This is a genomic window from Stenotrophomonas sp. S4 (assembly GCF_054187805.2).
The window spans coordinates 3,630,471-3,654,279 of the sequence record NZ_CM196188.1; the positions used below are offsets into that span (position 1 = coordinate 3,630,471).

The 23,809-nt window shown below is 68.1% G+C and carries 17 protein-coding genes; 6 read left to right on the forward strand and 11 right to left on the reverse strand.

Annotation, left to right across the window (positions count from 1 at the left end):
• Window positions 1-40: 40 nt before the first annotated feature.
• The 3 genes from ACUZUJ_RS16990 to pilG are packed head-to-tail and all read right to left on the reverse strand — an operon-like array spanning window position 41 to window position 1,353.
• Complete coding sequence (locus tag ACUZUJ_RS16990) at window positions 41-571, reverse strand: chemotaxis protein CheW (protein ID WP_014038186.1); 531 nt, start codon at window positions 569-571, stop codon at window positions 41-43.
• On the reverse strand, window positions 571-933 hold the full coding sequence (locus ACUZUJ_RS16995) for a response regulator (RefSeq protein ID WP_005410717.1): 363 nt from the start codon (window positions 931-933) through the stop codon (window positions 571-573). The genes ACUZUJ_RS16990 and ACUZUJ_RS16995 overlap by 1 nt, the downstream gene beginning before the upstream one ends.
• A gap of 18 nt (window positions 934-951) precedes the next feature.
• Window positions 952-1,353, reverse strand: a complete 402-nt coding sequence (gene pilG / locus ACUZUJ_RS17000) for a twitching motility response regulator PilG (RefSeq protein ID WP_005418455.1) — start codon at window positions 1,351-1,353, stop codon at window positions 952-954.
• A 240-nt stretch (window positions 1,354-1,593) separates the two neighbouring features.
• Between pilG and gshB the strand changes: the two genes are divergently transcribed.
• Both gshB and ACUZUJ_RS17010 read left to right on the forward strand, forming a co-directional pair.
• Complete coding sequence (gshB, locus tag ACUZUJ_RS17005) at window positions 1,594-2,541, forward strand: glutathione synthase (RefSeq protein ID WP_510468048.1); 948 nt, start codon at window positions 1,594-1,596, stop codon at window positions 2,539-2,541.
• Window positions 2,541-3,425, forward strand: coding sequence for an energy transducer TonB (locus ACUZUJ_RS17010; protein ID WP_049442974.1), 885 nt, complete (start codon window positions 2,541-2,543; stop codon window positions 3,423-3,425). Before gshB ends, ACUZUJ_RS17010 begins: the two co-directional genes overlap by 1 nt.
• Window positions 3,426-4,078: 653 nt before the next feature.
• Here ACUZUJ_RS17010 and tsaB read toward each other — a convergent pair.
• From tsaB to ACUZUJ_RS17045, 7 genes are all read right to left on the reverse strand, one after another.
• Complete coding sequence (tsaB, locus tag ACUZUJ_RS17015; protein WP_101765943.1) at window positions 4,079-4,792, reverse strand: tRNA (adenosine(37)-N6)-threonylcarbamoyltransferase complex dimerization subunit type 1 TsaB; 714 nt, start codon at window positions 4,790-4,792, stop codon at window positions 4,079-4,081.
• A 9-nt stretch (window positions 4,793-4,801) separates the two neighbouring features.
• The gene (yoaA, locus tag ACUZUJ_RS17020; RefSeq protein WP_101766440.1) at window positions 4,802-6,850 is read right to left on the reverse strand and encodes a DNA repair helicase YoaA; all 2,049 of its coding nucleotides are present in this window, start codon (window positions 6,848-6,850) and stop codon (window positions 4,802-4,804) included.
• A gap of 555 nt (window positions 6,851-7,405) precedes the next feature.
• Window positions 7,406-7,942 carry a hypothetical protein gene (locus ACUZUJ_RS17025; RefSeq protein ID WP_049442971.1) on the reverse strand — a complete coding sequence of 179 codons (537 nt, stop codon included), beginning with the start codon at window positions 7,940-7,942 and terminating at the stop codon, window positions 7,406-7,408.
• Window positions 7,939-10,380 carry a penicillin-binding protein 1B gene (gene mrcB, locus ACUZUJ_RS17030; protein ID WP_458220965.1) on the reverse strand — a complete coding sequence of 814 codons (2,442 nt, stop codon included), beginning with the start codon at window positions 10,378-10,380 and terminating at the stop codon, window positions 7,939-7,941. Before mrcB ends, ACUZUJ_RS17025 begins: the two co-directional genes overlap by 4 nt.
• Window positions 10,381-10,456: 76 nt before the next feature.
• Window positions 10,457-11,410 (reverse strand): glycosyltransferase family 2 protein, encoded by a 954-nt coding sequence (locus ACUZUJ_RS17035; RefSeq protein ID WP_049442969.1) that lies wholly within the window; start codon window positions 11,408-11,410, stop codon window positions 10,457-10,459.
• Between the two features lie 186 nt (window positions 11,411-11,596).
• Complete coding sequence (locus ACUZUJ_RS17040) at window positions 11,597-13,168, reverse strand: hypothetical protein (protein WP_101765946.1); 1,572 nt, start codon at window positions 13,166-13,168, stop codon at window positions 11,597-11,599.
• Between the two features lie 30 nt (window positions 13,169-13,198).
• Window positions 13,199-15,355: a RelA/SpoT family protein gene (locus ACUZUJ_RS17045; RefSeq protein ID WP_075676820.1), complete on the reverse strand. Its 2,157-nt coding sequence runs from the start codon at window positions 15,353-15,355 to the stop codon at window positions 13,199-13,201.
• 130 nt (window positions 15,356-15,485) lie between these two features.
• Here ACUZUJ_RS17045 and ACUZUJ_RS17050 point away from each other — a divergent pair, with 130 nt between their 5' ends.
• Complete coding sequence (locus ACUZUJ_RS17050; protein ID WP_049442966.1) at window positions 15,486-16,010, forward strand: hypothetical protein; 525 nt, start codon at window positions 15,486-15,488, stop codon at window positions 16,008-16,010.
• A 75-nt stretch (window positions 16,011-16,085) separates the two neighbouring features.
• Here the strand turns inward: ACUZUJ_RS17050 and hrpA are convergent, their stop codons facing one another.
• Window positions 16,086-20,168, reverse strand: a complete 4,083-nt coding sequence (gene hrpA, locus ACUZUJ_RS17055; RefSeq protein ID WP_458220964.1) for an ATP-dependent RNA helicase HrpA — start codon at window positions 20,166-20,168, stop codon at window positions 16,086-16,088.
• Between the two features lie 86 nt (window positions 20,169-20,254).
• On the opposite strand from hrpA, the gene ACUZUJ_RS17060 reads away from it, so the two are divergent.
• The 3 genes from ACUZUJ_RS17060 (at window position 20,255) to ACUZUJ_RS17070 (ending at window position 23,739) form a co-directional block, all read left to right on the forward strand.
• Window positions 20,255-20,803, forward strand: a complete 549-nt coding sequence (locus tag ACUZUJ_RS17060) for a Dps family protein (RefSeq protein WP_458220963.1) — start codon at window positions 20,255-20,257, stop codon at window positions 20,801-20,803.
• 592 nt (window positions 20,804-21,395) lie between these two features.
• Window positions 21,396-23,201 carry a DNA helicase RecQ gene (gene recQ, locus ACUZUJ_RS17065; protein WP_458220763.1) on the forward strand — a complete coding sequence of 602 codons (1,806 nt, stop codon included), beginning with the start codon at window positions 21,396-21,398 and terminating at the stop codon, window positions 23,199-23,201.
• Window positions 23,202-23,355: 154 nt separating this feature from the next.
• Window positions 23,356-23,739 carry a CopL family metal-binding regulatory protein gene (locus ACUZUJ_RS17070; RefSeq protein ID WP_049442964.1) on the forward strand — a complete coding sequence of 128 codons (384 nt, stop codon included), beginning with the start codon at window positions 23,356-23,358 and terminating at the stop codon, window positions 23,737-23,739.
• Window positions 23,740-23,809 lie beyond the last annotated feature (70 nt).

Below are 23,809 nucleotides of genomic sequence, written 5' to 3' on the forward strand. Positions count from 1 at the left end.
GTTCAACCTCGATCTTCAATGCAGGGGGCGATGCCCGGCCTCAGGCCGCGGCTTGCCGGAATTCAGGGGTGCGCGACAGCAGCGAGAGCGAGAACACGCCCCAGTCATGGCCGTCGGCATGGAAGGCACGGTCAACGAAATGGCCGTAGCGACCTTCGGCCAGGGTGCCAGCCTCGATCTGCTGTTCCAGCTCGAAGCTGCGCTGGCCGAACAGTTCATCGATGGTCAGTGCGACGTCGCCGCCGGCCTGGCGCATGATCAGCACGCGCTGGCCTTCCTGCTGCACGGTGCGCGTGCCTTCCAGGAAGTACTTCAGGTCGACCACCGGGAACAGGTTGCCGCGCAGGTTGCCCACGCCCAGCAGCCAGGGCTGCGCGCAGGGCACCGGGGTCACCGGCGGCATCGGTACGATTTCCACCACTTCGCGGAAATCAGACACCAGCCGGCGCTGGCCGACGCGGAAACCGACGCCACGCCACAGGTCCTGGGCGAACTGCCGCCCCGGCAGCTGCACCGCGTGGGCCAGGCTGCGCCGTTCGTAGGCTTCAAGGATGTCGAAGGGCGAGCGCATCAGGCCACCAGTTCGTTGATCCGCGCGATCAGTTCATCCTCGCGCGGCGGCTTGACGATGTAATCGGCTGCGCCCTGGCGCAGGCCCCAGGCCTTGTCGGTTTCCATCGCCTTGGTGCTGACGATGATCACCGGGATGTGCTTGATCGCCGCATCACGGGCCATTGCACGGGTGGCCTGGAAACCGCTCATGCCGGGCAGGACCACGTCCATCAGCACCAGCTGCGGCACCTGGTCGCGGACCAGCTGCAGGCCATCCTCGGCGTTGTCCGCTTCCAGCACCTCGTGGCCGGCACGGCGCAGCCACTGGGTGAACACCGCGCGGTCGGTCGGTGAATCCTCGATCAGGACGATACGAGCCATTGTGCCTTTCCCCCCTGGTCAGGCGTTGACGTATGTGCGGATGGCACCCAGCAGTTCTTCGCGCGTGAAAGGCTTGGTCAGGTATTGCTCCGAGCCGACGATGCGCCCCCGCGCCTTGTCGAACAGACCATCCTTGGATGACAGCATGATCACCGGGGTCGCCTTGAACAGCTGGTTGCCCTTGATCAGCGCACAGGTCTGGTAGCCATCCAGGCGCGGCATCATGATGTCGACGAAGATGATCTGCGGCTGCTGGTCTGCGATCTTGGCAAGCGCTTCGAAGCCGTCGGTGGCGGTAACCACCTCGCAGCCTTCGCGCTTGAGCAGCGTTTCCGCAGTCCTGCGGATGGTCTTCGAATCATCGATGACCATCACCCGGAGTCCTGCGAGTTCCCCGCCCGCAGTCGTGTTTTCAGTCATTGCCTATCCCCAAGCGCACGGCCCAATCTCTGGCGGGAGCCGCTGCGAAAGCGTATCTATATCGCACTTTCCGCGCCCGCTTCAAGGCCGGCTTACCGCGCAGGGGGTGGCGCCCGGCTGAACGTGACCGGGTTCGCAATGACTGCGCTGCCGGCAGGCGGACGCTGCGTTGCAGTACGGCGGGGAGGCGCGCGGCCGGCGTTGCCGCTACCATCAACGCCTTGCCTGACAGGTGCGCCCATGCCGTTGAACGTCATCGTGGTGATGGACCCCATCGCCCACATCAAGATCGCCAAGGACACCACCTTCGCCATGCTGCTGGAAGCCCAGCGCCGCGGCCATGCCCTGCACTACGTGCGGCCGGGCGGACTGGCCCTGGAAGGTGGCGTGGCGGTGGCCCAGACCGCACCGCTGCAGGTTCGCGACAACCCGGCCGGCTGGTATGAGCTGGGCGCGTTCAGCCGTACCGAGTTCGGTCCCGGCCAGATCGTGCTGATGCGCAAGGACCCGCCGGTCGACGCCGAGTACATCTACGACACCCAGGTGCTGGATGTGGCCGCCGCTGCCGGTGCCTGCGTGGTCAACAACCCGCAGGGCCTGCGCGACTACAACGAGAAGCTGGCCGCCCTGCTGTTCCCGCAGTGCTGCCCGCCGACCCTGGTCAGCCGCGATGCCAAGGCGTTGAAGGCCTTCGCCCTGGAACACGGCCAGGCCGTGCTGAAGCCGCTGGATGGCATGGGTGGCCGCCCGATCTTCCGCAGCGGCCAGGGCGATCCGAACCTGAACGTGATCCTGGAAACCCTGACCGACGGCGGCCGCAAGCTGGCGCTGGCCCAGAAGTTCATTCCCGACATCACGGCCGGCGACAAGCGCATCCTGCTGGTCGACGGCGAACCGGTCGACTACTGCCTGGCGCGCATTCCCCAGGGTGACGAGTTCCGCGGCAACCTGGCGGCCGGCGGCCGTGGCGAAGGGCGCCCGCTGAGCGAGCGTGACCGCTGGATCGCCGGCCAGGTTGGCCCGGAGATGAAGCGTCGTGGCATGCGCTTCGTCGGCCTGGACGTGATCGGCGATTACCTGACCGAGGTCAACGTGACCAGCCCGACCTGCGTGCGCGAGCTGGACGCGCAGTACGGCCTGAACATCGCCGGCACCCTGTTCGACGCGCTCGAGGCCGGCCTGCGCTGATGGCGGCCGCACCTGCCGTCCTGCCCCCGCCGCCTCGCGAAGCGCAACGGCTGGGTGCGACCATCGCGCTGTCGGTCGTGGTCCACGCCCTGCTGATCCTGGGCGTGGGCTTTGCGGTGAAGGGCGACGCACCGCTGGTGCCGACGCTGGAGGTGATCTTCAGCCAGACCCGCACCGCACTGACGCCGAAGCAGGCCGACTTCCTTGCCGCCGCGAGCCAGGAAGGTGGTGGCGAGCACGACCGTGCGCAGCGCCCGCGCGACAACCAGGCCGGCATCGTGCCGCAGGCGCAGGCGGGGCTGAGCCCAGTGCCACAACAGCAGCAGTCGGCCGCGCCGGTTCCGCCGCCGCAGGCACGCGTGGTAAGCAGCCGCAATGGCGAAGAGACGGTGGCCCAGGCCCAGCCGCGGCCGACACCGGAGCAGCCCGAACCGGATGCACCGCTGACCGCGCGCGAACAGCGCGACGCCGAGATGGCACGGCTGGCGGCCGAGGTGCATCTGCGTTCCGCGCAGTACGCCAAGCGCCCGAACCGCAAGTTCGTGTCGGCCAGCACGCGCGAATATGCCTATGCCAACTACCTGCGCGCCTGGGTCGACCGCGCCGAGCGCGTCGGCAACCTGAACTACCCGGACGAGGCCCGGCAGCGCCGGCTCGGCGGCCAGGTGGTGATCAGCGTGGGCGTGCGCCGCGATGGCAGCGTGGAAAGCAGCCGGATCCTGCGTTCAAGCGGGACGCCGTTGCTGGATGAGGCGGCGCTGCGGGTGGTGCAGCTGGCGCAGCCGTTCCCGCCGCTGCCGAAGACCGAGGACGAGATCGACATCCTGCAGGTCACCCGCACGTGGGTGTTCCTGCCCGGTGGCACCCTGCACGACGACCGGTAGGGTTTTGTTGCCCGGGCCTGCGGCCCGGGACCCGCTGGACGTCAACGTCAACGTCAAAAGCGGCGGTTGGGCTTTGGGTTTGGCGGGGCGGTGTGGGCTTGCAGGACACGCCGTAAACCCCGCTCCGCGGTCCGGCCCAGCCGCTGGCGGCTGTGCGTTCGGGCGCTTGCGAAGCAATGCTTCGCAAGCAAAGCGCCCTCACCCATGGGGGCTCGATGGCGCCTTGCTCGTGTGCGCTGTCCTGCGCACACGGCAAGACCGGGGTTGGGCGTCCTGCCCAACCCGCCCGAGGCATGCCTCGGGCCCATGGCGCCAACGGTCCTGCAAGCCCACACCGCCCCACCTCTGACAGATCCCGGCGCATCGCGTCCCGCTCCGCTGTTGGTAGGTGTCGACCTTGGTCGACACACATCCACGCTATGCGTGGATGCGAGCGAAGCGACCCGCTTTTGACTTTGATTTTCTTTTGATTTTCCGTGGCGGACGCACAAGGAAACTGTCAGAGGTCGGGCGGGTGGGCTGCGCAGGGGCGTGAGCCGCATGGATGCGGCGACCGAGCTTACAGGGACGTACTTGCAGCGCCCCCTGCGCAGCCCACCCGCCCGGCCAAACCACGGCTTTTGATCTACGCAACCACCCCCGCCACGAGGGGCTCAGCCGTTGGCCTTCGCCTTCGCCTCGCGCGCCGCCTGCTGCTCGACCAGGGTCAGTGCCACGTTGTCGCGCAGGTAGGCCGGCTCGACCTTCTCCGGTGCGATGGCTTCACCGCGCGCGAAGGCCGGCACCGCCAGTGCCAGTACGTCCGACGCGCGCGGCAAAGCGGCGGCATCGAATCCACTCAGGCCAGCCCCAAGTTGCGCCACCAGTGCGCCCTCGGCTGCGCCGAAACCGGTACCCACACCGTAGGCGGACAGCCCTTCTGGCAGCGTCACCGCGGCAGGCGCGCATACGCGCTCGGCATCGCGCGCGACCGGCAGGCCGTCCACACGCTCGAAACGTGCGACGTAGAGTTCGCCCATCCGCGCATCGATCGCCGACAGGATCTGCGTTTCTTCCGCCGGTGCCCGCAGCGCCAGCACCTGCAGCGTCGAGACCGGCAGCAGCGGGCGGTCCAGTGCCAGTGCGATGCCCTGGGCGATGGCAATCGCCAGGCGCACGCCAGTGAACGCACCCGGACCGCGACTGAGCGCGATGCCATCGAGCTGGCGACGGCTGATGCCGGCGTCGGCCAGCAGCGCCTCGGCCCACGGCAGGCTCAGTTCGGCGTGCCGGCGCGGGGCGATCTCGAAGCGTTCCAGCACCTGCCCATCGACATGCAGGGCAACGGAACAGGCTTCGGTGGCGGTTTCAAAGGCGAGCAGTTTCATCGGATCAGGTCAGAACAAGGGGAACGTGGCACCGGGAGCCGGCTCCGGCCCTGCCGCAACGGCGGCCGGGGCAGCCGCATCATCGGCCACGGGTAGCCATTGTGGCGTAAAGAAGGCCTGCACATCGGCCAGGCTGCGGGTGCGCCGGAATGGCGGCAGCGACTCAAGGAAGACCCGGCCATAGCCGCGGTTGAGCAGGCGCGGGTCGCACAGCACCAGCACGCCCCGGTCGCTTTCGCTGCGGATCAGGCGGCCGACGCCCTGCTTCAGTGCGATCACTGCCTGCGGCAGCTGTTCGTCGCGGAACGGATTGCCGCCCTGGCTGCGGATCGCCTCCAGCCGCGCCTCGTAGACCGGGTCATCCGGCGCCGCGAACGGCAGCTTGTCGATCATCACCACGCTCAGCGCTTCGCCGACCACGTCCACGCCCTCGCGGAAACTGGCCGAGCCCAGCAGCACGCCATTGCCCGATTCGCGGAAGCGCTGCAGCAGCGTCGCGCGTGGCGCCTCGCCCTGCACGAACAACGGCCACGGCCCGTCGCGCAGTGCCTCGGCGGCCTCACGCAATGCACGGTGCGAGGCGAACAACAGGAACGCCCTGCCCTGCGAGGCCTGCAACACCGGCCGTAGAGTCTGGATCAGCGCGGTGCCAAACCCGCGCGCCGCCGGATCGGGCAGGCCTTCGGGCAGGTAACACAATGCCTGCTCGGGCCAATTGAACGGACTCGGCTGGACCAGCGTGTGCGGATCGTCCAGGCCCAGGCGCGTGGCGATGTGGTCGAAGCCACCGCCAACGGTCAGCGTGGCCGAGGTGAAAATCCACGCCGCGCGGCTGCGCTCGCGATGCTCGCGCAGCGGGCCGGACACATCCATCGGCGTACGCTGGCAGCGGAAACCCCGCGGGGTGAGCTCATACCAGAGCACATCGGCGGCACTGGGAGTCTCCGCCGGATCGGTATCGAAATCGAGGGTGGGCTCATCATCGCCCAGCCAGCGCTGGAGCCGCGACACAGCTTCGCGCGCCCGCGCATGACAGGCGTCCAGGCCCGCCGCCGCTTCCCGCAGCGGCTGCAATGCCTGCTCCAGCGTCACCAGGCCGGCCATCACCGTATCGAATCCATCGCGCACCTGTGGCATCGCCAGCGCGCGCCACTGCGTACCACGTGGCGGCAGCCCCTCCATCGCCGAACGCAACGCCAGCAACGCCTGCTGCAACTGGTCGACCGGTTCCTGCAGGGCCGACTGCGCACCGCCCACGCCGCGAGCTTCGGCCAGGCAGTCGCGGCCCAGCTCCTGCCACGGACGCATGCCGAAGCCTTCGCCGAAGAACTGCGCGGCCAACTCGGGCAGCTGATGCGCCTCGTCGATGACAAAGGCCTGCGCCCCCGGCAGCAACTCACCGAAGCCATCCTGCTTCAGTGCCAGGTCGGCCAGCAGCAGGTGATGGTTGACCACCACCACGTCGGCCGCCTGCGCACGCTGGCGCGCACGCACCACGAAACAGTCATCCCAGAACGGGCAATCGGTACCCAGACAGTTGTCGACGGTGGAGGTGACCATCGGCAGCAGCGGCGAGTCATCGGCCAGGCCTTCCAGTTCGGCGATGTCGCCGAACTCCGAGCGGCCGGACCAGGCCAGGATGCGCTGGAACTGCGCGGCCTGCTCGGGGCTGGAAAACCGCGGTTCACCCCGCGCCTGCTGCAGTCGGTAGCGGCACAGGTAATTCGCGCGCCCTTTCAACAGCGCGCTGCGCAGGCCGACGCCCAGCGCCTGGCGCACGCGCGGCAGATCGCGGTGATAGAGCTGGTCCTGCAGCGCGCGGGTGCCGGTGGAGATGATGGTGCGCAACCCGGACAGCAGCACCGGCACCAGATAGGCGAAGGTCTTGCCGGTGCCGGTACCAGCCTCGGCCAGCAGCAGGTCCCGCTGCTGCAGCGCATCGGCGATGGCTTCGGTCAGGTGCAGCTGTGCCGGACGCGGGACAAAGGCATCCAGGTGCGAGGCGAGCGCGCCGCCTTCGCTGAGGGCTTCGCGGCTGGCATGGACAAGGTCGGACATCAGAGGGAAAGGATACCCGGCCGGGCGCTGCCCGGCACCCGTTTCAAGCCGGAGCAACAGCAACAGCAACAGCGGTGTTCATGGCTCTGGGTTGTACTGGGGACTGGCGGGGGACTGTGGGTTTGCGGGGACGCCGTAAACCCGTCCCTGGGGGCTTGGCCGCGGCATCCATGCCGCGGACACCCCGCAAACCCACAGTCCCCCGCCTCCGACAGTTTCCCGGTGACGGAGGGACGCACTTCGTAGCGTCGAGCTTGCTCGACTGGGATGTCAAAAGCGGTGGAGGGAACGGGAAGAACGATGAGTTACCGCGAGTGCGCGCAGCGTGCGACCCGCTTTTGATTTTGATTTTGTTCTTGCCTGCGGCCCGCGCGATGTATGGCGGGCCGGGTGGGTGGGGCGTGCAGGACCGTTGGCGCCATGGATGGCGCCATCGAGCCCCCAGGGATGGGTTTACGGCGCGTCCTGCACGCCCCACCCACACGGCCCATCACGACCATCCATCAGTGCGAGCGCTTGCCGCAGAGGGGGCAGCGCCCGATGGAGTGGAATAACTCAGTACCGCTTGATCCCCGGCACGGTGCAGCCTTCCAGCTGCGCATGCGCCGACACCGCATTCTCCTTCTCGCCCCGCGCCAGGCGCGACTGCTCGATCGTCGCCCAGTGCCGGCGGCACAGCGGCCCGGTCTTCGAACCCAGATCCACCGCCTTGCGCGCGAACGTCTCCGCCTGTGCCCACTGGCCCTGCAGCAGTGCCAGCTCGGCACGTTCCTGCAAAACCGCCGGGTCGCCGGCGACGATTTCCAGCGCATGGTCCAGGCTGCTGGCCGCGCCGGCCAGATCGTTTGCCTGGCGCTGCGCCTGTGCGGTCAACCGCAGGTCTTCCACCTGCGAATCACGCAGCGGCTGCACCGACAGTTCCTTGTCGTCCGGGCCTGCTGCTGCATCCACGGCAGCCAGGCGCTGCGCCGGCGTGGTGGTGTCGACCGGCTTGACCACCGGCGGTGCGCTGCTCACGCAGGCGGCCAGGGCCAGGCTGAGGCCGGTCAGGGCCAGGGGCTGCAGCAGGGATCGCATGTTCATCGGCATCATCGGCTCGGGGGAGGAGTAGCGGCGGCGGGTGCCGCGGCAGGTTCGGCAGGTGCTTCCGGCTTGCGGTCCAGGCCGAACCAGCTGCGCCAGCCACCGCCCTCGCCTTCGGCCCCGCCCTGCCCGTCCGGCGACACCGCCGGTGCGCACGGCGCATAGGCCGGCGCATAGCCAACCACGAACGGGAAACGACGCGCGCCGGGGCAGCCTTCATCGGTGCTGTTGAGGCCGGTGGGCGCCACCGACTGCCAATCCAGGCCCTTGTTGCTGACCCGCAGCGGCGCGCTCGGCAGGCGCTGGAAGATGCCCGACCAGACCCGCATCGCGCCGGTGGCGCCATACAGGCCGGCCTGCTCGTTCTGATCGTTGCCGATCCAGATCACCGCCAGATGATCACCGGTGTAGCCGGCATACCAGCTGTCACGGCCATCGTTGGTGGTGCCGGTCTTGCCGGCGGGCTGCAGGCGGCCGAGGCCATCGGCATTGAGCCGCTGCGCGGTACCGCTGGCGACCACCTGCTGCAGGCCGACACTGATCAGGTTGGCGGCAATCGAATCGCCTTCCTGCGCCGGTGCCGGGGTCTTGTCGTATCGCTTGAGCAGCTTGCCCTGCGGATCGAGCACGCCACGCACCGCGTGCAGCGGCTGGATCTCGCCGCCGGACGCAAGGAACTGGTACAGCTGCGCCATCGCGTACGGGCTCTGGTCGGTCGAGCCGAGGATCACCGCCGGGTTGGCCTCGGCCTTGATCCCGGCCAGCACGTGGATCAGCTGGGTCACGCGCTCGGGGCCGACCTGCATGCCCACGCGCACCGTGGCCTGGTTGTAGGAATGCGCCAGTGCGTCGATCAGGCGCACCGTGCCGTGGCTGCGGTTGTCCGCATTGCCGGGGTTCCAGTTGCGGCCGCGGCCGAGCTGCACCGTCACCGGCGAATCATCCACCCAGCTGGCCAGCGAATAGCGGTCCGGCTGCGCCAGGGCCAGCAGGTACACGAACGGCTTGAGCAGCGAACCGACCGGGCGCTGTGCCTCGATCGCGCGGTTGAAGCCGACCTCGGACACCTCGCGGCTGCCGATCACCGCCAGCACGTCACCGTTGTGCACGTCGGTCAACACCATGCCGGCCTGCAGTTCAGGGCGGCGCTGGCTTTCCAGCGACTTGATGGTGCGGGTCACCGCGCCTTCGGCATAGGCCTGCGCGGACGGCGACATGCCGGTCATCACGCTCAGGCCCGCGCCCTGCAGCGCCGATTCCGGATAGTCATGGCCGAGCTGGCGGCGAACCAGGTCAACGTAGGCGGGGAAGCGGTTGGCTGCCACCAGGCCCGGCGTCTTGGGCACGCCCAGCGGTGCCTTCAGCGCGCGCTGGTACTCGGAATCGTCGATCAGCGTGGCCTCGTGCAGCTTGCCCAGCACGAAGTTGCGGCGATCCAGCGCGCGCTCCGGGTTGCGCCGCGGGTCGTAGAAGGACGGGCCCTTGACCAGGCCGATCAGCAGTGCGATCTGCTCGGTCTCCAGCGACTGCAGGTCACGGCCGAACCAGAACTCGGCGCCGGAGGACATGCCATGGATCGCCTGGCTGCCGCGCTGGCCCAGGTACACCTGGTTGAGGTAGGCCTCGAAAATGGTGCGCTTGTCGTAGCGCGCTTCCATGATCAGTGCGTACAGCACCTCATTGAACTTGCGGGTGACCGTCTGTTCCTTGCCGATGCCGAGCAGGCCGCTGCGGGCCAGCTGCTGGGTCAGCGTCGAAGCGCCCTGGCGGCTCTGGCCACCGGAACGGATCGTCACCCACACCGCGCGCGCGATGCCGGACAGGTCGATGCCGTGATGGCGGTTGAAATCCTTGTCTTCCACTGCCTGCAGGCCGGTCACCAGCAGGTCCGGCGCCTCGTCCATGCGGATCAGGCGGCGCTCTTCCTGCTTCTGGCCGTACAGGGTGGCGATGCGCGCCGGATCCAGCCGCGCGGCCTTCAGCGCCTTGCGGTTGTCAGCGTCGCGCAGCGAGGCCACGCCGCCGTCGGCCAGCGACAGCTCCACCCGGCGCGGGGCCACCCGGCCGTCAACGTCGTTGAAGCCGCGGCTGGAGATGACGAAGCGCCCGCCGTTCACCGCATAGGTGGCCGGCTCCTTGCCCTGCCCGTCATCGCGGTAGGCAGAGGCTGCCAGCTCGGTCTTCAGCGTGGACGCATCCATCGCCTTGCCGGGAGTCAGCACCAGCGGGCGCGCGTACACGCGCGTCGGGATCTGCCAGCGCAGTTCACCGAAACGCTGGGTCACCTGTTGGTTCAGGTACAGCGTATAGGGGATGAGGAAACCCAATCCCAACGCGACCGCAGCCATGCTCCAGGTGATCAGCCGGCGCCGCCACAGCGGACCGTTGTCCTGCTGGTCGTCGTCGTCGAAATCGTCGATGTCGTCGGAATCGTAGCGTCGGGGCACGGGAGAAGCATGGCAGGGGCGTCAGCGGAGTCTACCCCAGCCCATTTCCCCAAGGCAGGTTCACCAAACTGCCTGTTCAGTGATTTACCGGAGGCAGGGGCCCGGCCTTGCCCCGAAGCCCATCCCACAGCCCTCTCAACATGAACCGCAACCGAATCCAGCGAGGGGCGAGGAACACGCCGTTGCCTACCAGCTTCAGCAGCAGGCGCGGCACATCCTGGGCAATCCACACCCGTGGCGTATAGGCACGCGCGTAGAGCAGAACGCGATTGCGCATGATGAAGTAAAGGCGGAAGGGCTTGTGCACGATCACGCCATCCGGCTTCGTACGTGATGGCAGCAGCTCCTCGCCGATGCTATGGGTCATCTGCGCGTCGCAGATGCCATACAGGGAATAACCATGGCGCTTGGCCCTGAAACACCAGTCCATGTCCAGGTTGTCAATGAACAGGGATTCGTCCATTGCACCGATATCCTGCAATGCCGACATCGGCACCAGCGAACCGGAGGTAATGAGGAAATCGCAGGAGATGCGCTGGCCCGCTCCCCCCCGCAACTTGTGGTTGAACGGGAAGCCAAAGCGAACGAACGGGGCAAGCATGCCACTGCGCGAATCGCGGAACTGCGGGCCGACAGCGGCCACGCGCTCTGCGCGGGCCAATTCGATCAGTGCAGTCCCCAGGACATCCACCATCCCTGGCGCCAGCACACTGTCCTGATCCATCAGCAGCACATAGGCAAAGCCGAGCGCCTGTGCCCGCTCATAGGCCCGGTTCAAGGCACTCCCGAGGCCAACGTTGTGCGCCGAGGCAACTACGCTGATTCCGCCCTTTCCGGCCAGCAGTTCGTCGACATCAACACCCGTGCTGCCATTGTCGAACACCACAAGATGCCCCACCTGCTGCAGCACACTGTCAACCACCCGCCGCAACAGGTCCGGCTCGGGCCCATAGGTGACGATGACAGCGCAGACAAGGGAGGCATCGAAGGCGGACCCCGGACCGGGTCCCTGCGGAATCACTGGATTCATGACGTCATGTCGCTGGCTGCGGAACGCAGGCTGTGTGAAAAACGATGAAAACGACCGAAGGCCATCTCCCGCCAAACCTGCAGCAATAACATTGACAGCAAGACTGACAACTCACTGCACCGCTTGAGCGTGATGCAGCGGCTGGACTATACCCGACCAGTACGACCTGCACGAATCCTGTCGATATCAGTGTGGTCGCAGCTCACCACCGGCGCGGCGCAGGCGGTCTTCGAATGCCGGCAGTTCGGCCAGGTCGGGTTGCAGCAAGCGCGCCTGTTCGGCGGCGTGCGCAGCGAAGGCCAGGTCGCCATTGCCGAGCCGTTCGCTGCCGATCGCCAGCCAGCGCTGGGCCAACCGCAGCCGCGCCGAGGGCAGCCCGGCCGCAGTCGGTGACAGGGTCTGCCAGGCCTGCAGGCAGGCGCCTGCCGCCTGTACACGATTCTGACGCAGATTGTCGTCGAAGCAGCGGCGGCTGGCGGGCAGCAGGCGCGCGGCGGCGGCCTTCACCCGCACGTCGCGAGGGGCCAGTGACTGGGCTTCGCGCAGCGCGTCGAATGCGCTGTGCCCCGGTGGGCTGATCCATTGCCCTGCACGCTCGGCATGCTCGATCTTCCGCAGATGGTCGCGCAGCTGGCGTTCGCGCTGCGCCGTGCTGATCGCCGGCTGCTGCAGGGCCCGTTGTGCCTGCTGCGCGCGCTGCAGGCGCTGCGTCAATTGCTGTCGGATTGCCTGCGAAGCCCCCAGCTCCGCCGCCAGGGCCGCATCGCGTTGCGCCGCATCGAACTGGAAGTCGTCGGCGGATGTCTGGCTACGCGCGACCACTGCCTGCAGTGCCTGCTCACGCCCGCGCTGTGCATTCGGATCATCGGCAGCCACCGCAAGCACTGCCAGGAAGCCCTTGGCCGCGGCTTCCAGCTGCTGCCGCTGCAACGCACGCTGCGCCTGCCGCAAGCGCTGGTCCACCGCGCGCGCCAGGGCTTCCTCGCTGGCCGGCAGATCGGCATGACCGGCATCGAACTGGCGGGCACGACGCAGGATCGCGGCCGCCTCGGCCAGCTCCCCACGCCCCGCCAGCGTGCGCGCCTGCAGCAGCAGGTCGCTCAGCGCATCCTCGCGCCCTTCCAGCGCCGGCAGGTTGTCCGGCTGCAGGGCCAGGATGCGCTGGAACAAGGGCAGCGCACTGCTGTCGCCGTCATCCAGGCGTCCAGCAGCGAACGCGTTGCGCGCCTGTGCCAACAACGCACCAATGCCCGCTCCGGCACTGCGTCGCGCCTGCAGCTGGCGGGCGACCGCATCGGCTTCGCCCTGCGGCACCTGCAGCTCACGCGCCAGTGCCAGTGCCTGCGCGCTGCCGTCCAGGTCATCGGCCTGCAGGCGATCGCGCGCCTGTTGCAGCGCTGCCGCACCGGTATTGGCCAGGCCCTGGCGCGCCTGCGGACGATCACCGTCCAGCGCCAGCACTGCCTGGTAGCGCTCACGCGCACCACTGCCGTCGGCATCGCTCAGGCGACCGGCGGCCAATGCACGATCCCCCTCGGCCAGCAGTTGTTCGATCTGCGGCTCGTCCCAGAACCAGTCTGCCAACGGCTTGCGCAGCAGCACCAGCAGCACGAACACGGCCAGCGCTGCGAGCAGCGCCCAGCGCCAGATCCGGCGCGCATGGCGCGCCTGCAGCCACCACCAACGGCCCTCGCGACGGACGCGGTCCAGCGCAGGATGTTCAGCGCCATGCGGGCGATGCGGGGGCTCGCGTTCCATGCGTGCAGGGTAGCCGGGGCAGCGTGAAGCTCAGCCGAGGCGACGCGCCTCACTCACGCCCGGCAGCGCATCCAGCTTGCCCAGCAGGGTCGACAACTGCCCGTAGTCGCTGACCTTCAGCCGCAGCCGCAGATGGGCGCGGCCACTGTTGCGCACGTTGTCACTGTGGATGTCGAGCACGTAGGCGTCTTCCTGGGCGATCAGGTTGGTGATGTCCTTCAGCAGCCAGCGGCGGTCGACAGCAGTGACCACCACGTCCACTTCATAGCCACCGCCGGCCTGGCCCCATTCCACCGGCAGGATGCGCTGCGGGCTGGTGGCGGCCAGCCGGGCCAGCGCGGCACAGTCTGCACGGTGCACGGTGACACCACGGCTACGGGTCAGGTAACCGACGATCGGCTCGCCGGCCACCGGCTGGCAGCAGCGTGCCAGCTGCACCAGCAGGTTGCCCACGCCCTGCACGGTGAACTTGGACTTGCCCAGGTTCTCGCGGCGCGCGGTCGGCCGCGGCAGGCTCGGCGCGGGCGCCGGCTGGCTGGCGGCACGCTCTGCTTCCAGCAGCGTACGGCTGACCTGGTTCGGGCCGGTATCGCCCAGCGCCACCTGGATGTACAGGTCATCGACACTGTCGGCATGGAACTTCTTCGCGGCGACGGCCAGGTCCGAGTGCTGCAGGCCCAGCCGCTTCAGTTCGCGCTCGAGCAGCTCGCGACCGGCCTGCACGTTGCGCGCACGGTCGAGCTTGTGGAACCAGCTGCGTACCTTCTCGCGCGAGCGGTTGCTGGCCAGGAAGCCGTTGGCTGGCATCAGCCAGTCGCGGCGCGGGTCGGCCTCCTTGCCGGTCAGGATCTCGACGCGATCGCCACTGCGCAGCCGATAGGTCAGCGGCACGATACGGCCGTTGACCTTGGCGCCGCGGCAGCGGTGCCCGACCATGGTGTGCACCTGGTAGGCGAAATCGAGCGGCGTAGCACCCTGCGGCAGGTCCAGCACTTCGTCCTTCGGGCTCAGCGCGTAGACCCGGTCCTCGGTCAGCTCGGCATCGAGCGCCCCGGCCAGTTCATTGCCCTGCCCGTCCTGCGCCTGTTCCAGCAGCTGGCGCATCCAGGTGATCTTGCGGTCGAAGGACTTCTCCGCGCCCTTGCCACCTTCCTTGTACTTCCAGTGCGCGGCCACGCCCAGCTCGGCCTGCGAGTGCATCTCGTGGGTACGGATCTGTACTTCGATGGTGCGCCCTTCCGGACCGACCACGGCGGTGTGCAGCGAGCGATAGTCATTGGCCTTGGGCCGGGCGATGTAATCATCGAATTCGCTCGGCACCGGCGCCCACAGCGCGTGCACCACGCCCAGCGCGGCGTAGCAGGCGGCGACGTCGTCGACCATCACGCGCACCGCACGGATGTCATACAGCTGGTCGAAGGCCAGCCGCTTCTTCTGCATCTTCCGCCAGATGCTGTAGATGTGCTTCGGGCGGCCACTGACTTCGGCCTTGATGCCCTGGGCGACCAGCTCGCGCGACAACACCTTCTTGACGTTCTCGACGTAGCGCTCGCGGGCGATGCGGGTTTCGTCCACCTCGCGGGCGATGCGGCGGTAGGTCTCCGGCTCCAGGTGGCGGAATGCCAGGTCCTCCAGCTCCCACTTCAGCTGCCAGATGCCCAGGCGGTTGGCCAGGGGCGCGTGGATATCGCGGGTCAGCTGGGCCAGCGCACGGCGCTGCTCTTCGTCCAGCTTGTCGGCCGCACGCATCCGCGCCAGCTGGCGTGCCAGCAGGATCGGCACCACGCGCAGGTCGCGGATGATCGCCAGCAGCAGCCGGCGCAGGCCTTCACTGTTGCGTCCGGCCTCGCGGCCGGCATGCAGTGCCCACACCGGGTCGGCGGCGTCCTGGCCATCAAGCAGGCCGATCACTGCCGCCTTGTGGCTGCCCAGCGGCAGCTGGTCCAGGCTGGCGCGCAGGCCCGGCAGGTCGAACAGCAATGCTGCCACCACCGCTCCCTCGTCAGCCGAGAGCATCGCCAGCGCATCGAGGGTATCGCCCAGCACCGACCAGGTGGCGCGCATCTGGTGGTCGCAGTCCGGCGCTTCCCAATGCTCGCGCAGGGCCTGGCGCAGCGGAGCAGGCAGCACGGCTGCCGAGGGACGGTTCAACAAGGCATCCAGGCCAGGGACGGAAGCGCGGTTCACAGCATCGAGCAGGCAAGACAGAGGCCCCTACACTAGCGCCGGCGCCGTTCAGGGACAATCACCGCGGCCACCATCACCCGGCATGAAGACATGCCGCTACACTCGCCAGCACACCCAGGAGAGACCTGCCATGCCTTCGATTGCCCTGCGCGTCCGTCCCCGGATGCTGGCCTGTGCCGCCGTGCTGCTGTCCCTTTCCGCGCCAGCGCTGGCCCAGCGCGTGGTGGAGGGCGACCTGCAGCAGCAGATGTCGCCCGCTGAGTTCAAGGCCGCCGGTCTGGAAAAGCTCAGTGCCAACGAACTGGCCACGCTCAATCGCTGGCTGCAGGGCAAAGTGGAGGCGGCCACCACCCAGGCCGTCGCCGCAGCGCGCGAAGAAGGCCGCCAGGAAGTGATCAAGAAGAACCGCGGCTTCTTCGATTTCGGCAGCAGCGAGCCGATCGAAAGCACCCTGCAGGGCGAATTCCGTGGCTTCAGCCAGGGCCGCCGCTACGTGCTGCAGAACGGCCAGGAGTGGGAGCAGATTGATGCCACGCACTATTCCGGTGGCCGCAAGGAAGCTCCGAAGGTCAGCATGCGCCCGGGCGTGATGGGGGCCTGGTACATGAAGGTGGACGGTGTGAACGTGCAGCCGAAGGTTCGCCGCGCCAAGTAACACCCGGGCATTCCAGCCGCGCCGGGTCCATGCCCGGCGGCAATGGCCGCCCGATGGGGCGGCCATTGCACGCTTTTACGCCTGGCGCAGTGCGGCCACCCGCTGCGCCAGCTTCTTCGCCGAGATGCCGGTACGTGCGCCCAGCTCCTGGGCGAACAGCGATACCCGCAGTTCTTCCAGGTCCCAGCGCAGGGCCTGCCACTGCGGCCGCTCGCGCAACCCCTGCTGCTCGCCCGTCTCCAGCGCCTCCAGGAACGGATGCAGTTCCAGCATGCGCGCCTGGTCGCGCGGCGGATCACGCTTGGCGCGCTCGGTGCGCAGGATCATCGCCTTCAGGTAGCGCGGGTACTGCGCCAGCGCGTCGGCCGGCGTATCGCGCAGGAAGCCGGGATGGATCAGGCCGACCAGCTGCGCTTCCATATCGTCCAGGTTGCCGCGCGCCCAGCCCATCAACGGTGCTTCCAGCATCGGCTTCAGTTCTGCCACCAGCGCCAGGATGCTCTCGGCCAGCTTCAGTCGCGACATCGCCTCGCCAAACAGGGCCTTGGCGGCATGCTCGCGGCGCTGCTCGAAAGCCGCCGCATCGCGGATGTCTTCCAGGCCCTCGGCCAGCACTGCGTTCATCGCCGCATCGACCAGGTCACCGCGCAGGCGCTCCTGCGATTCGATGGCGGCATACAGCAGGCCGGTCTTGGCACCGACCGGCAACTGCTTGCGTGCCTGCTTCACCTTTTCGGCCAACGCGATCTCCAGCAGCCGGCGCACACCCAGCGGGTGGGCCTCCTGCGCCTGCAGGCGGTCGGCGAAGATGCGCAGCGCCACGCTGTCGCCCTCGTCCAGCAGCGCCGGATAGGCCGGTACGCCGGCTTCGCCGGGCACCTGCAGCGGAACCGGTGTGGCCGGGAACGTGCGCAGGCCATCGGCCGCCATCTCGCGGCCAGCACGTGCAGCGAAGGCATCGCCGGCACGGCCGCCGAACTTCGCGCGCAACGCATCGAGGTCGCGCGAGGTCGCGAGCACCTTGCCCTGTTCGTCGCGCAGGCGCAGATTCATGTGCAGGTGCGGTTCGATCGAACCGGGTTCGAAATCGAGCGCGGTCACCGTGGCGCCGGTGGCGCGTGACAGGAAGCGCGCCAGTTCGCCGGTGATGGCATCGGCGCTGGGCTGCGGGAACGCTTCGTAGAACGCGCGGCCGAAGTCCGGCGCCGGCACGTAGTTGCGGCGCATCGCCTTGGGCAGGCTGCGGATCAGTGCCGAGGCCTTGTCGGCAACGAAGCCCGGCGCCAGCCAGCCCAGCTGCACCGGATCCAGCGCATTGAGCAGGTGCAGCGGCACGTCCAGGGTCACGCCGTCATCGTCGGCCCCCGGCTCGAAGCGGTAATGCAGCGGCAGGCGTGCCTGGCCCAGCGCCAGGTACTTCGGGTAGCGCTCCTGTTCGCTGCCCTCGCCCGGCAACAGGTCGACCAGCGACCAGTGCAGGGTCTTGCGCTGTTCCGGTGCAAGCCCCTTCCACCAGGTATCCAGTCCTGCGGCCGAATGGATCTGCGGCGGCACCCGGTCCAGGTACCAGCGCGCCTGCCAGTCCTCGTCGGCCACGATGCCGGCGCGGCGCAGCTTGGCTTCTTCCTCGCGGGCGATCTCCAGCACTTTCTGGTTGTCGGCCACGAAACTGGCGCGGGTGTTGATCTCGCCGGTCACCAGCGCCTGGCGCACGAAGATGTCATGCGCTTCGCCCGGTTCGATGCGGCCGTAGTGCACCGGCTTCTTTGGCGCCAGCACCAGGCCGAACAGGCTGATCTGCTCGGAGGCCAGCACCTGGCCCTGCGCGCGCGACCAGTGCGAATCGAAGTGCTTGCGCAGCAGCAGGTGCGGCAACTCGGCGATGACCCAGTCCGGCTCGATCGCGGCCAGGGTCATGCCCCACACCTTCTGCGTATCCAGCAGGTTGGCCACCAGCAGCCACGGCGGCGGCCGCTTGGACAGCGCCGAACCCGGGAACGGCAGGAAACGGCGCTGGCGTGGCGCCTGGAAATCGCCCTTCTCGGTGCGGTGACCGATCTGCGTCGGCAGGCCTGCCACCAGCGCGCGGTGCAGGGTCTGGTACGCAGCGGCACGCACGCGCTCGCTGAAACCGCCGCCCACCGGCGCCTGTTCCTTCTGTGCACGCACGGCCAATGGCGCCGGCGCCGCTTCGGCCTTGCCTTCGCGGGCCAGCCGCGCGGCACGGTGCAGCTGGCCACGGGTGGCTTTCACTGCGGCGGCATCATCACGCGCCGGGGCCGGTGCACTGCTGCCGGCCAGCAGCGGTGCCATCGAGGCATCACTGGCCTCATCCTTCCAGCCCAGTTCCTCGCACAGCAGGCGCAGCTGGCGGTGCAGCTCGCGCCACTCGCGCATACGCAGGAAGCCGAGGAAGTGACGACCGCACCAGTCGCGCAGCTTGGATTGGGTCAGGTCTTCGTGGGCCTGCCGGTAGGCGTCCCACAGGCGCAGCACTCCGACGAATTCCGAACGCCCATCGGCGAACTGCGCATGCGCGCTGTCGGCCGCGCCGCGCGCTTCGGGCGGGCGTTCGCGCGGGTCCTGGATGCCCAGGAACGAGGCAATCACCAGCATCGGCCGCAGGCAGCCGGCGGCCTGCGCGGCGACCAGCATGCGCGCCAGCTTCACGTCCACCGGCAGGCGTGCCATCTGCTTGCCGATGGTGGTCATTCGCCGCTCGGCGTCGATCGCGCCCAGTTCGGTCAGTTGCTGCCAGCCGTCGGCCACCGCGCGCTCATCCGGCGCTTCCAGGAACGGAAACTCCTCGATGCGGCCCAGGCCCAGCTGCAGCATGCGCAGGATCACCCCGGCCAGGCTGGAGCGGCGGATTTCCGGATCGGTGAATTCCGGCCGTGCCTGGAAGTCGGCCTCGGCGTACAGGCGGTAGCAGATGCCCTCGGCGATACGGCCGCAGCGGCCCTTGCGCTGGTTTGCGCTGGCCTGCGAGATCGGCTCGATGTGCAGGCGGTCCAGCTTGTTGCGCGGGCTGTAGCGCTTGACGCGGGCGAAGCCCGGATCGACCACGTAACGGATGCGCGGCACCGTCAGCGAGGTTTCCGCCACGTTGGTGGCCAGCACGATGCGCCGGTTCGGCCCGGGATTGAACACCCGGTCCTGGTCCTGGTTGGACAGGCGCGCGTACAGCGGCAGTACCTCGGTATTACGGTACTTGCGCCGTTCCAGCGACTGGTGCGCATCGCGGATCTCGCGCTCGCCCGGCAGGAAGATCAGCACATCGCCACGCGCATCCAGGCGGGTGATCTCGTCGATGGCCGACACGATGGCGTCGTTGACGGTGCGTTCGCCCTGGTCTTCGCCCTCGCCTTCCAGCGCGCGATAGCGCACTTCCACCGGGTAGGTGCGGCCTTCAACGCTGATCACCGGCGCATTGTCGAAATGCTGGGCGAAGCGTTCGGTGTCGATGGTGGCCGAGGTCACGATCAGCTTCAGGTCCGGGCGCTTGCGCAGCAGCTGCTTCAGGTAGCCCAGCAGGAAGTCGATGTTGAGGCTGCGTTCGTGCGCCTCGTCGACAATGATCGTGTCGTAGTTCGACAGCCAGCGGTCACTGGCGATCTCCGCCAGCAGGATGCCGTCGGTCATGAACTTGATGCGGCTGTCTTCGCTGACCTTGTCGTTGAAGCGCACCTGGTAGCCGACCAGCTGGCCCAGTTCGCTCTGCAGTTCCTGCGCCACGCGGCTGGCCACCGCACGTGCGGCAATCCGTCGCGGCTGGGTGCAGCCGATCATGCCGGCCTGGCCACGGCCTGCGGCCAGGCACAGTTTCGGCAGCTGGGTGGTCTTGCCCGAGCCGGTTTCACCGGCGATCACCACCACCTGGTGGTCGCGGATCAGCCCGATGATGGCGTCGGCTTCACGCGCAATCGGCAGCTGCGGGTCCAGAGTAATGGACGGCTGCTGCTGCGCCCGTGTCATTCGGCGCTGCACCGATGCCTGCAAGGCCTGCTCGAAGGTGGCGGCCAGTGCCGCATCCTGTGGCTTGGCTTGGCAACGCGAGAGCATCCCCAGCAAACGGCCCCGGTCGCGGCTCATGGCGCCGTCGATGGCGGCACGCTGTTGGCGCAGGCGGGGCGATGGATTTTTATCGATAGAGTTCATCAATCGGTTCGTTCAAAACTTTGAAAGCGACCAGTCATCACGACCGGTTTATTGTGAAGGCCAACGATTCCACAAGGAGGAACCCCATGGCGAAGACCAAGAGCACGACCAAGGCCAAGACCGGCAAGCAGAAGCTTGCAGCGGCGGCACCGTCGGCGCCGAACATCGATATCGGGATCACCCAGGGCGACCGCAAGAAGATCGCCGACGGTCTGTCGCGCTTCCAGGCCGATGCGTTCACGCTCTACCTGAAGACGCACAACTTCCACTGGAACGTGACCGGGTCGATGTTCAACTCGCTGCACACCATGTTCGAGACGCAGTACACCGAGCAGTGGGCTGCACTGGACGACGTGGCCGAGCGCATCCGCGCGCTGGGCTTCAATGCCCCGGGCTCCTACCGGGAATTCGCTGCGTTGACCTCGATCGCCGAGGAACCGGGCCTGACCGACAGTGCGGACTGGCGTGAAATGGTACGCCAGTTGGTGGTCGCCAACGAAGCGGTCTGCCGTACGGCACGTGAAGTGCTGGACGTGGCGGCCAGGGGTGACGACGCCCCGACCGAGGATCTGATGACCCAACGCCTGCAGACGCACGAGAAGTACGCCTGGATGCTGCGTTCCCTGCTCCAGTAAGGTTTGAGGGGGGGCGGCAGGGCTTGCAGCCCTGCACCCGCAGAGGCAACGGCAACGGCAACAGCCGGAGCAAAAGCTGGTTTCCTGTGGGTAGGCGGGGTGGGTCCGGTGGCAGGGGACGCCGTAAACCCCGCTCCGCGGTCCGGCCCAGCCGCTGGCGGCTGTGCGTTCGGGCGCTTGCGAAGCAGTGCTTCGCAAGCAAAGCGCCCTCACCCATGGGGGCTTGGCCGCGGCATCCATGCCGCGGACACCCCTGCCACCGGACCCACCCCGCCTTCGACAGGTCTCCGCGATCTGCCAGCAAAGCCATTGGGGTCAGATCCGTTTTCCTGCGGAAAATGGATCTGACCCATTTTGTTTGTCGATATCTGACAGATTTCATCCACGCATGGCGTGGATCTACTGGCCACCGGGCCAAGTCTGGGGGAGAGCCCCCTGAGTCAGGGGGCGGCCGCGAAGCGGCGGGGGTCTGGGAGCTGGTAAGTGGGCCCGCGTTTCGCGCAGCGAAGCGTGGGAGCGGCAGCGCGCATGCGATGGCGCGTTCCCAGGGCGCAGCCCTGCCGAGACACCCCCGCCGGGGTAAACTAGCCGGATGGCTTCCCGTCCCGCGCACGACCTGCTCCAACGCGTCTTTGGTTACGACGATTTCCGTGGTCCCCAGCAGGACATCGTGGAGCATGTGGCTGCCGGTCACGATGCCCTCGTGCTGATGCCCACCGGCGGTGGCAAATCGCTGTGCTACCAGGTCCCGGCCCTGCTGCGTGACGGTTGCGGCATCGTCATCTCGCCGCTGATCGCGCTGATGCAGGACCAGGTCGAAGCCCTGCGCCAGCTCGGCGTGCGTGCCGAATACCTGAACTCGACCCTCGACGCCGAGACCGCCGGCCGCGTCGAGCGCGAGCTGCTCGCGGGTGAGCTGGACATGCTCTATGTCGCCCCCGAGCGGCTGCTGACCGGTCGCTTCCTGTCGCTGCTGTCGCGCAGCCAGATCGCCCTGTTCGCCATCGACGAAGCACACTGCGTGTCGCAGTGGGGCCATGATTTCCGCCCCGAGTACCGCCAGCTGACCGTGCTGCACGAACGCTGGCCGCAGATCCCGCGCATCGCGCTGACCGCGACCGCCGATCCGCCGACCCAGCGCGAGATCGCCGAGCGCCTCGATCTGCAGGAAGCGCGCCACTTCGTCAGCTCCTTCGACCGCCCCAACATCCGCTACACCGTGGTGCAGAAGGACAACGCCCGCAAGCAGCTGACCGATTTCCTGCGCGGCCACCGTGGCGAGGCCGGCATCGTCTACTGCATGTCGCGGCGCAAGGTCGAGGAGACCGCCGAATTCCTCTGCGGACAGGGCTTCAACGCCCTGCCCTACCATGCCGGCCTGCCGCCGGACGTGCGCGCGAACAACCAGCGCCGCTTCCTGCGCGAGGACGGCATCGTGATGTGCGCCACCATCGCCTTCGGCATGGGCATCGACAAGCCGGACGTGCGCTTCGTGGCGCATACCGACCTGCCGAAGTCGATGGAAGGCTACTACCAGGAAACCGGCCGCGCCGGCCGCGATGGTGAGGCCGCCGAAGCCTGGCTGTGCTACGGCCTCGGCGACGTGGTGCTGCTCAAGCAGATGATCGAGCAGTCCGAGGCCGGTGAAGAGCGCAAGCAGCTGGAGCGGGGCAAGCTCGACCACCTGCTGGGCTACTGCGAATCCATGCAATGCCGCCGCCAGGTGCTGCTGGCCGGCTTCGGCGAGACCTACCCCCAGCCCTGCGGCAACTGCGACAACTGCCTGACACCACCGGCCTCCTGGGACGCCACCATTCCTGCACAGAAAGCGCTGAGCTGCGTCTACCGCAGCGGCCAGCGCTTCGGTGTCGGCCACCTGATCGACATCCTGCGTGGCAGCGAGAACGAGAAGGTGAAGCAGCAGGGCCATGACAAGCTCAGCACCTATGCGATCGGCCGCGACCTGGATGCACGCACCTGGCGCAGCGTGTTCCGCCAGTTGGTCGCCGCCAGCCTGCTGGAAGTGGACAGCGAGGGCCACGGTGGCCTGCGCCTGACCGATGCCAGCCGCGACGTGCTGACCGGCCGTCGCCAGATCAGCATGCGCCGCGATCCCGCCAGCAGCACCAGTGGCCGCGAGCGCAGTGCGCAGCGCACCGGCTTGTCGGTGCTGCCGCAGGATCTGGCCCTGTTCAACGCCCTGCGCGGCCTGCGTGCCGAACTGGCCCGCGAACAGAACGTGCCGGCGTTCGTGATCTTCCACGACAGCACCCTGCGCAACATTGCCGAACAGCGCCCGACCAGCCTGGATGCGCTGGCCCGGGTCGGCGGCATCGGTGGCACCAAGCTGAGCCGCTACGGCCCGCGCCTGGTCGAGATCGTGCGCGAAGAAGGTTGACGCCGGGCTTCCTGCAGAGCCGGGGCGACGCTCGGCTGCCGTTGCCGCAGAAGCAGCCGAGCATGGGCTCGGCTCTACACTGGTGCTGCTCCAATCTTGAACCGGCCATTCAGCCGGAAGTGCATCCGCGCCCACTTGCAGCTAGATTAGCGCCATGTCCCTGGCCTCGACCCTGCTCCGTGTCGTGCTCATGCTCAGCCTGTTGCTCAACGGGCTGAACGCGGCCATGGCCAGCGGTCACGAGGAAATGGGCCGGATGGCCCACGCCGCAGCCGCTGCTGTTGATGGCGGCACCCCTGATTGCCACCACCACGCCGGCATGCAGGCCGACCCGGCCCCACAGGCCAAGGCCCCGCCCCACGACGCCCACTGCCAGATCAAGGACTGCGTGCGCAGCTGCGCCCAGCACCCGCTGCTGGTGGTGCTGCCGCTGCCGGTCATGGCCGGCCCGGCATTGTCACTGGCACCGCAGCCGATGCCGGCCACTGGCCGTCCGGCGCCGCCGCTGCCGCCGATCTCTCGTCCTCCCATCGGCTGATTCCACACGCACCGTGCGCCCTGCGCACCGTAGCCGGCCGCCTGCCGGCGTCTTTACGTGTCTGGAGTCA